The organism is Streptococcus sp. SS-4456, from assembly GCF_036680365.1.
Classification (GTDB): domain Bacteria; phylum Bacillota; class Bacilli; order Lactobacillales; family Streptococcaceae; genus Streptococcus.
The window spans coordinates 1-243 of sequence record NZ_JAVIHI010000124.1 but is presented as its reverse complement, the minus strand read 5'-3'; the positions used below and the strand labels follow the sequence as shown (position 1 = coordinate 243).

Below are 243 nucleotides of genomic sequence, written 5' to 3'. Positions count from 1 at the left end.
AACTTCATCAATTGATTGATGAAAAGAAAATCCAAAATAAAAAGTTGCAGGCTATTTCAGTAGCCATTGATGATTTATAAGTCAGGTAGTCCTATGCGGGCTACCTTTTTACAATTGAAGGAGAATATAATGAAATTTTTTCAAAAGAAAAAACGTAACCGCCCAATAACAAGGTATCTATCCACTCATTCCTTACTCCAGTATACTGTTATAAAAAACAAACTGGAGGATTCATTATGTCTC

At 32.5% G+C, this 243-nt stretch carries 1 protein-coding gene; it reads left to right on the top strand.

Annotation, left to right across the window (positions count from 1 at the left end):
- The coding region (locus RFK25_RS11685) for a DUF5945 family protein (RefSeq protein ID WP_332413574.1) at positions 1 to 80 on the top strand (80 nt) is incomplete at its 5' end.
- Positions 81 to 243: the final 163 nt, after the last annotated feature.